The 7,442-nt window shown below is 67.9% G+C and carries 5 protein-coding genes and 2 pseudogenes; 2 read left to right on the top strand and 5 right to left on the bottom strand.

Features of this window, described 5'->3' with window-relative positions; all coding sequences use genetic code 11:
• Nucleotides 1-431: 431 nt before the first annotated feature.
• A pseudogene (locus KLP40_RS20865) lies at nucleotides 432-1,208 on the bottom strand (IS3 family transposase); the annotation flags it as partial.
• 160 nt (nucleotides 1,209-1,368) lie between these two features.
• Here KLP40_RS20865 and KLP40_RS20860 point away from each other — a divergent pair.
• A complete protein-coding gene (locus KLP40_RS20860) occupies nucleotides 1,369-2,526 on the top strand; it encodes a hypothetical protein (protein WP_215595779.1) in 1,158 nt (385 codons plus the stop codon).
• The gene (locus KLP40_RS21610; RefSeq protein WP_215595778.1) at nucleotides 2,523-4,484 is read left to right on the top strand and encodes a sensor histidine kinase; all 1,962 of its coding nucleotides are present in this window, start codon (nucleotides 2,523-2,525) and stop codon (nucleotides 4,482-4,484) included. Before KLP40_RS20860 ends, KLP40_RS21610 begins: the two co-directional genes overlap by 4 nt.
• Nucleotides 4,485-4,542: 58 nt before the next feature.
• Here KLP40_RS21610 and KLP40_RS20850 read toward each other — a convergent pair whose 3' ends face one another.
• From KLP40_RS20850 to KLP40_RS20835, 4 genes and pseudogenes are all read right to left on the bottom strand, one after another.
• A complete protein-coding gene (locus KLP40_RS20850) occupies nucleotides 4,543-5,229 on the bottom strand; it encodes a response regulator transcription factor (protein WP_215595777.1) in 687 nt (228 codons plus the stop codon).
• 216 nt (nucleotides 5,230-5,445) lie between these two features.
• Nucleotides 5,446-5,757 (bottom strand): hypothetical protein, encoded by a 312-nt coding sequence (locus KLP40_RS20845; RefSeq protein WP_215595776.1) that lies wholly within the window; start codon nucleotides 5,755-5,757, stop codon nucleotides 5,446-5,448.
• 146 nt (nucleotides 5,758-5,903) lie between these two features.
• A complete protein-coding gene (locus KLP40_RS20840; protein WP_215595775.1) occupies nucleotides 5,904-6,194 on the bottom strand; it encodes a DUF4158 domain-containing protein in 291 nt (96 codons plus the stop codon).
• Nucleotides 6,195-6,362: 168 nt separating this feature from the next.
• Nucleotides 6,363-7,391, bottom strand: a pseudogene (locus tag KLP40_RS20835) (IS3 family transposase).
• Between the last annotated feature and the right edge of the window lie 51 nt (nucleotides 7,392-7,442).

Below are 7,442 nucleotides of genomic sequence, written 5' to 3'. Positions count from 1 at the left end.
TTGCGAACCAGCCGCTGCAACTGCGCTTGCTCGGCAGCCGACAGTTCAATCGAAGAAGAAGTGTTCATCCGACCCTATACGAACTCGACACCAAACTGGTCTAATAACTATGCGGGCAGAGCACTAGTGGCCCTCTCAGAAAACGGGATAAATAGCACGGTAAGGGTTGGAAAGGGGCCATAAGAGCTGAAATTTACCGGGAGTGCGTTTGCTGCGCCATGAATAGGCTCCCGTTAGGTGGGGTGGTCCAGTAGAAACGGACAGAGAGCTAAGGTAGGTTGGATTTCAATTCCTGTTCAAATTGGTGGGGCGAGCGGTAGCCGAGGGCAGAGTGGCGGCATGTAGTACTCCCCAAAGTTTGGACAGTTAGTGGTGGCTATCTTAGTCAACGTGACCTCCTCCCAAATGCTGGACCGGCCGAAACTAGAGGCTCAGGCGTTTCGAAGCTCGACAGTAATAGCCGTGGCCATCACCTGATCGGGCGTTAAATTTTGCAGCGAACTGTGCGGGCGGAAGCTGTTGTATTCCTGCCGCCACTGCTCGATTTTTTCCTGTTCATCGGTTAGCGACAAGAACCAGTGTACGTTCAGACACTCGTCCCGAAAGCTGCCGTTGAACGATTCAATATACGGGTTATCAGTCGGATTGCCGGGGCGAGAGAAGTCCAACGTGACCTGCTGCTCGTAGGACCACTTGTCCAGTGTTTTGCTGATGAATTCGCTGCCGTTGTCGACCTGGATGCGTTCGGGCACGACGCCCAACGTCTGCTGCAGGTGACTCATCACGGCCACCACGTCTTCCCCTTTCAGCGACTGCCCCACATGAATGGCCAGGCACTGGCGGCTAAAGTTATCGACTATCGTTAACGCCCGGATTTTGCGCCCGTCGAAGAGCTGGTCAGCCACGAAATCCATGCTCCAGCTCTGGTGCGGCCGCTGGAGCTCGACCCGCTCCAGGCGGTGGGCGGCAGCCCGGTTACGCTTGGGCCGTTTGCTGCGTAGATGTAGCCCTTCCAGGCAATAGAGGCGGTGCACGCGCTTGTGATTATCAGGCCATCCTTCCCGGCGAAGCAGGGTGAACAGGCGTTGGCAACCGTAGCGCACCCGTACCTGGGCCAGTTCCCGCAGGCGCTGACGCAGCACCGAGTCGTCCCGCCCGTGCGGCTGGTAATACCAGCTGGACCGTTGGCCTTGGTTAAAAGTTTGGCACAAAGATTAAACGTATCACACCAAAGCAGTCCGGCTCACCGTGTCGGAGTTGTGGCTGCATCCCGGACGAAGGACGGCGATAAAAGCCCCCTGGCAAGCCCAACCGTAGCCAACAATAAAGTAGCTTTGAGGGCATCTGTTCTTCTACCGTTTCCACGGCGTGCCTTCTTCGTCACCGTTTTCCCACCTGGTCCGCCGGCTGCCCGGCTTTTGGCTGCTGCTCCTGCTGGCGTTGGTCATATTCCGACAGCCAGCGCAGGCCCAGCAGCTATCCGCTGATCCGGCCCTGCAGGGCCTGGTGATCTGGCAGGCCCTGCCCGACCCGGCCGGCTGGCTCTGGCTGGCTACCGACCGCGGCGGCTACCGCTACGACGGCCAGCACCTGGTGCCGCTGCGCGCGCTGGTGCAGCAGGGCCCACCGCTGCCGGCCGGCTCCATGCGGGCCGTGCTGCGCGACGCCCAGGGCCGCCTCTGGTGGGGCGGCGGCGCCGGCCTGTGGGCCTTCGAGCCCGGGCCGGGCCGCCTGCGCCCCGTACCCCTGCCCGACTACCCGGCCAAGCGCCTGGGCGTGACGGCCCTGGGCTGGCACCGGGGCCGCCTCTGGGTGGGCCGCGACGCCGACCCGTTCTCCGTCTTCAGCCTGCCCCCCGGCCCGGCCCGCCCACCGGTTCGCGCCGAGCTGCGCCACCCCGTGGGCTGGGTCACCGGCTTTGCGCCCGACTCGCTGGGCCGCTGGCGGGTGCTGGGCCTGGGCCGGGCCCTGGCCCCGACGCCCACCGGGCGCTGGCAGGTGCAGCGCCTGAGCGCCCTCTACCACGGCCAGCTGCTGCGCCCCGGCCACGACCCCACCTGGCTGCCGCCCGGGACCCGGCTGACCGTACCCGGTACGGGTGGCCGCTGGCAGCTGCGCGCCACCGGCCTTTACCGGGTGATGCCCGGCCGGCCGGCCGAACAAACCGAAACCTGGGCCTGGTCGAGCACGGAAGTGGCCCGGGTGCTGCGGGTGGTGGAGCTTGACAGCACCTGGATCTGGTCAGCCGGCGAGCAGGTGCTGAGCCTCTCGCTGCGGGGCCTGCGCGGCGGGCAGCGGCCGGTGCTGCGCCGCCGGACGGCCCCGCTGCAGTTCGGCCGCGAAATGGAGCTGGTCCCCCTGCCCGACGGGCGCACCCTGCTGGGCTTTCGCTTCGACGCGCCCGGGGCCGTGCGCGTGGCCCCCCGTGAGCGGGCTGCCGAGCCGCTGCCTACCCGTCCGGCCCGGCCCCTGAGCACCCGGGCGCTGGGGCGCTGGGGCGCCTGCCCGACGGTCGCCGCTTCGTGAGCAGCTACGAGGGCCTGTGGGTGCAGCCCGCCGACTCCCCCGCCGCCCCGCTGCGCCGGCTGGCCACCACGCTGCAGGCGGGCGTGTGGTTCGCCACCCTGCCGCTGCCGGGCGGACGTCTGCTCATCGCCAACGAGCTGGGCCACTTCGACGTGTGGGACCGGGGCCGGCAGCGCCCCCTGCCCTGGGTGGGCCCGCACCCGCCCCTGGGCGAAACCAACGGCCTGTGTTTGCTGCGCGACCGGGCCGGCCGCGTCTGGGGCGGCTCGGTGGCCGGGCTGTTCCGGATTGATACCGAGCAGGGCACAGTGCGCCGCTACCGCGAGGCCGACGCGGGCTACCGCCTGCACCAGTGCCGCATCGAGGCCCTGGCCGAGGGGCCGCCCGGCACGCTGTGGGTGGCCACCAGCCAGGGCCTCTACCGCCTCACCGTGGCCACCGGCCGGCTGGCGCGCTACGGCCCCGGCGAGTCGGCCCCGCGCCGCCTGCCCACGGCCGACGTGCGTAGTCTGCTGCTCGCCCACCCCGACAGCCTGTGGCTGGGCACCTTCGACCAGGGTCTGCTGCTGCTGCATCCCCGCCGGGGACTGCTGCGCCGGCTGGGCCCGGCCCAGGGGCTGCCCAGCGAGTCGGTGGCGTTTCTCACCCGCCTGCCCGCCGATGCCCACGCGCTGTGGCTGGGCACCTACCGGGGACTGGTGCGCTACGAGCCTGGCACCGGCCGCCTGCAGCACCTGACCACCGCCGACGGGCTGGCGGCCGAGGAGTGTAACCGCCAGTCGGTGGGCCAGGATGCGCGCACGGGCGAGCTGCTGGTAGGGGGCGTGGGCGGGGCCAGCCGGGTGCAGGCCGCGCAGGTGGCCCGCACCCCCGGCCGGGGCCGCCCGCAGCTGCTGCTGGCCTCCCTGACCCAGCACGCGGCCGCCACCGGCCGCACCCGTACCCACTACCCCGCGCCGGGCCAGTGGCCGGCCCTGACCATGGCCCCCGGCGACGCGTTTGTGGACGTGCAGGTGGCCCTGGCCGACTACGCCCCCGACGCGCGGCCCCGTTACGCCTTCCGGCTGGTGCCGGCCGGTCAGGATTCGGCCCGCTGGCTGGGGCTGGGCCGGCGCGGCACGCTGCACCTGCAGCAGGTGGCTCCCGGCGACTACCGCCTGGAGTTGCGCGGCGAATCGGCCGACGGCCAGCCCGCCACCCGGCTCATCACCCTGCCGCTGACGGTAGAGCAACCCTGGCAACGCCGCCCCGCCACCTGGGCCCTGAGCACGCTGCTGCTGGCCGCTACTGTAGGCGGGGGCGTGTACGGCTGGCAGCGCCTGCGGGCGGGCCGCGCCCGCGCCGACCAGCAGCTACGCGCCCGGCTGGCGGCCGACCTGCACGATGAAGTGGGCAACCTGCTCACCCGCGTGACGCTGCGCGCCGAGCTGGCCCAGCAGGTCCCCGAGCCGGCTTTTCTCGACGAGCTGCTGACCGAAAGCCGGGCGGCCGCCGCCACCGTGCGGGACCTGATCTGGACGGTGGACGCCGCTGCCGACACGGCCGGGGCGCTGGCCGACCGCCTGCAGGATTTGCTGGCCCAGAGCGCCACCGCCGCCGGGCGGGCAGCGCACTTTACCCGCGGCCCCGAGCCGTTTCCGGCCGCCGCCACCCTGCGCCCCGACGTGCGCCAGCACGTGTACCTGATCGGCCGGGAGGCGCTGACCAACGCGCTCAAGCACGCCCCGGCCGGGGCGACCTTCTCACTCACGCTCCGCGTTGCTCCCGCCGAACTGGTGCTGGACGTGAAGCAGGACGGTGCGGCCCCGGTGGCCGCGCCCACCTCCCGGGCCGGACAGGGCCTGCGCAACCTGCACACCCGCGCCGGGCAGCTCGGCGGCACGCTCTCGGCCGGCCCCGACGTGGCGGTGGGGGCCGGCTGGCGGGTGCTGCTGCGCGTGCCCCGCCCCCTGCGGTGAGTTGTTTGAGTGAAGAGTTAAAAGGAGGCTTCACTCATACCTCTTCACTCAAAACTCCCTACAGTCGGCCCCGGGCGGCGCGGGCGAGCAGCTCGGCTTTGTTGGCCACGCGCAGCTTGTCGTAGAGGCGTACCACGTAGGTGCGCACCGTGGTCGGGCTTAGCTGCAGGTGCTCGGCTACCTGCTTCTCGGTGCGGCCGGCTACCAGGCCTTCCAGCACCTGCCGCTCCCGCTCCGAGAGCAGGTATTCTTCCTGCGAGGGCATGGGGGTGAAATATTCCAGCATCTTGCGCGCCACCGAGGGGCTCATCACGGCCCCGCCGGCGGCCACATCCAGCAGGGCCTGACGGTAGGCCGGTAGCGGGGTGGCACTTTTCACTACGAAGCCGCGCGCCCCCCGGCGCAGGGCCTGGTAGATGGTGTCGGCCGCGTCGTTGGAGGTTTGGACCAGCACCTGCAGCTCGGGAAACTGCACCAGCAGCGCGGGTAGCGCGTCGAGGCCGCTTTCACCGGGCAGGCTCAGATCCAGCAGCAGCAGCTGGGGGGACAGGCTCAGGGTCAGCTCGCGCCAAAGCGTTTCGATGCTGTCGGCCACGATAATGCAGTCGAACTCGGGACAGACGCACAGGTAGCGGTGCAGCAGCTCGCGGATGGTAGCGTCATCCTCGACGATGGCCAGGCGCAGCGGGCTGCTGGGGGCCGGGGGCAGGGCCGAGCCCAGGGGCGAGGCAGGGAGCGCGCTCATAGAAGGAAACCGGAAGGGGGGAATCGGAGAAAACACCAAAGCACAAAGGTGCGGCTCCTGCCCGTACCCGTCCGCATCGGCCGTGTCCCTATTTCTGAGGACACGACGGCCGGCGTGCTGCCGGGCCAGCGGGGCGGCGGGGGTAGCAACGTGGCCCCCTCGCGCCTGCTCGTTGAACAGCTCGCGTTCTGCCGACGCAAACCAGCCGCCGCAGTTCTATACGTTTCGTGCCGGAGTAACCTGCCCCGGGCAACGCCGCGCGGCCACCGCAACGCGAAGGATCCGGGAGGTCTCTGCCCCCATTGCTAACAGAGCCTGGTTGATGGCCGCGGGCGTGTTGGCCGTCGCCGGCTGGCACAACCAGCGGTGCGGCTTAACGCGTAACGCCGGGTCCGGCGCCAGCAGCGCATCCAACTGGGCTTCCACGGCCGGCGTGAGCAGCAGGGCCAGGCGCTGGTAGGTGGCCGCGTCGGTTTGCAGCAAGGCTTGGCTCACCAGCAAATCCAACACCGAGATGGCCGGCCGCAACAGGCGGTCTTAGTACAGTTTCTGACAGGCTGCTTGCAAGAGCAGGCGCTGCTGGTCGTGCTCCAGGGCCCGTTCCAGAAGCCAGGCTTCCAGGCGGGGCTGTCCAGGGGCTGCCACTTGCGGTAGCCCAAGTGCCGCAGCACCAGCTACAGGTGCTCGCTGCGGGTGGCGGCCCGCTCCCCATAGGTGGCCAGCGCATCCGGCGCAATGCCCAGCTGCTGGCCGAAAAGGGCGGCCACCGGAGGCGGCACTTGCTCGAACCAGTCCTCGAGCAAGTAACCCATCAGGCGCACCAGGCCCAACTGCACCGCGCAGCCCAGGCGGTTGCCGTCGGTAGCTGTCAGATGAAAGTGCAGGCACAGGTCGGTTTCGCTCAACGTGGCCGGCACCTGCTGGTAGCCCTGACGTTCGGGCGCGGTGAGAAAGGGTGAAATCATGCGGTGGGGCGTGGTTCAAAAAGCCACACCTTTCTGGCCGCTATGAGGGATTACAGTGGCTATGCCTGTCACAGCGGAGGCACGGATCTCTCGCTATGCTACCGCAGGAGCTTCGGAGACCAGAAGGTTGTAAGCTTCCCCGTCAAGTAGGCCAGTGAAAAGTAGAGGTCAGGCGGCTTGGCGGAACTCGGTTGGGGTCATAAAGTCGAGAGCCTGGTGGGGGCGCAGGTGGTTGTAGTCATACTGCCACAAGCGGCAGTGCTCGCGCACTTGCTGCAAGGTAGCGAAGAGGTAGCCGTTGAGCAGTTCGCGGCGAAATGAGCCGTTGAAGCGTTCCACGTAGGCGTTTTGCGTGGGGCTGGCGGGTTGAATCCAGTGCAGGATAATGCCCTGGGAGCCACACCAGTCCTGTAGGGCCTGGCTGATAAATTCCGGGCCATTATCGACACGCAGCTGCTCGGACGGGCCGTGGCGTTCGACCAAAGTCTGTAGCAAACGCACGACGCGGGCGGCCGGCAGCGAGAAATCGACCTCGATGCCCAGCACTTCCCGATTCCAGTCCTCCACCACGTTGAGCGTGCGAAAGCGCCGCCCATCGGTCAAGGCGTCGCTCATCAAGTCCATCGACCAGCACTGGTTCGCTGACTCGGGCACAGCCCGCGGCTGGCGGACGCGCTCGGGCAAGCGGCGTTTTTTGCGCCGCTGGCTCCGTTGCAGTCGCTGGGCCTGATAGAGCCGCCACAGCCGTTTGTGGTTCACCACCAAGCCGTCTTTGCGCAGCCGGTGATGGTATTTCCAGAAGCCCCATTCAACATGGCGCCCCGCCACCGCCAGCAGGGCCGCCACCACCACCGCGTCACTTGTCGGGCCATTGTCCTGCTCGCCCCGGCCCAGCGGCGTGTTGGGCCACGGCCCGCCGCTCGGCCGGGGCGACTACTTTTTTCGCAGAACCTCCTTGACCACTTGATTTTCCAGGCTCAAATCGGCCACCAGTTGCTTGAGCCGGCGATTTTCTTCTTCCAGAAGCTTGAGCCGTTGCAGCTCGGTCAGCTCCAGGCCCCCGTACTTGCTTTTCCACTGGTAAAACGTGGGCTCACTAATGCTGTGCTCGCGGCAGATCCGGACCACCGTTTGGCCCTGGCCTTGCTGGCGTAGGATGCCGATGATTTGGGCTTCACTAAAGCGACTCTTTTTCATGGGTAGCAGGAAAAGGATGGGAAAAGATACCCCCTTCCTCTACTTTTCACT

The organism is Hymenobacter piscis (assembly GCF_018760735.1).
Classification (GTDB): Bacteria; Bacteroidota; Bacteroidia; order Cytophagales; family Hymenobacteraceae; genus Hymenobacter; species Hymenobacter piscis.
The sequence above is the reverse complement of the archived record's forward strand: the minus strand, read 5'-3'. Positions and strand labels throughout refer to the sequence as shown.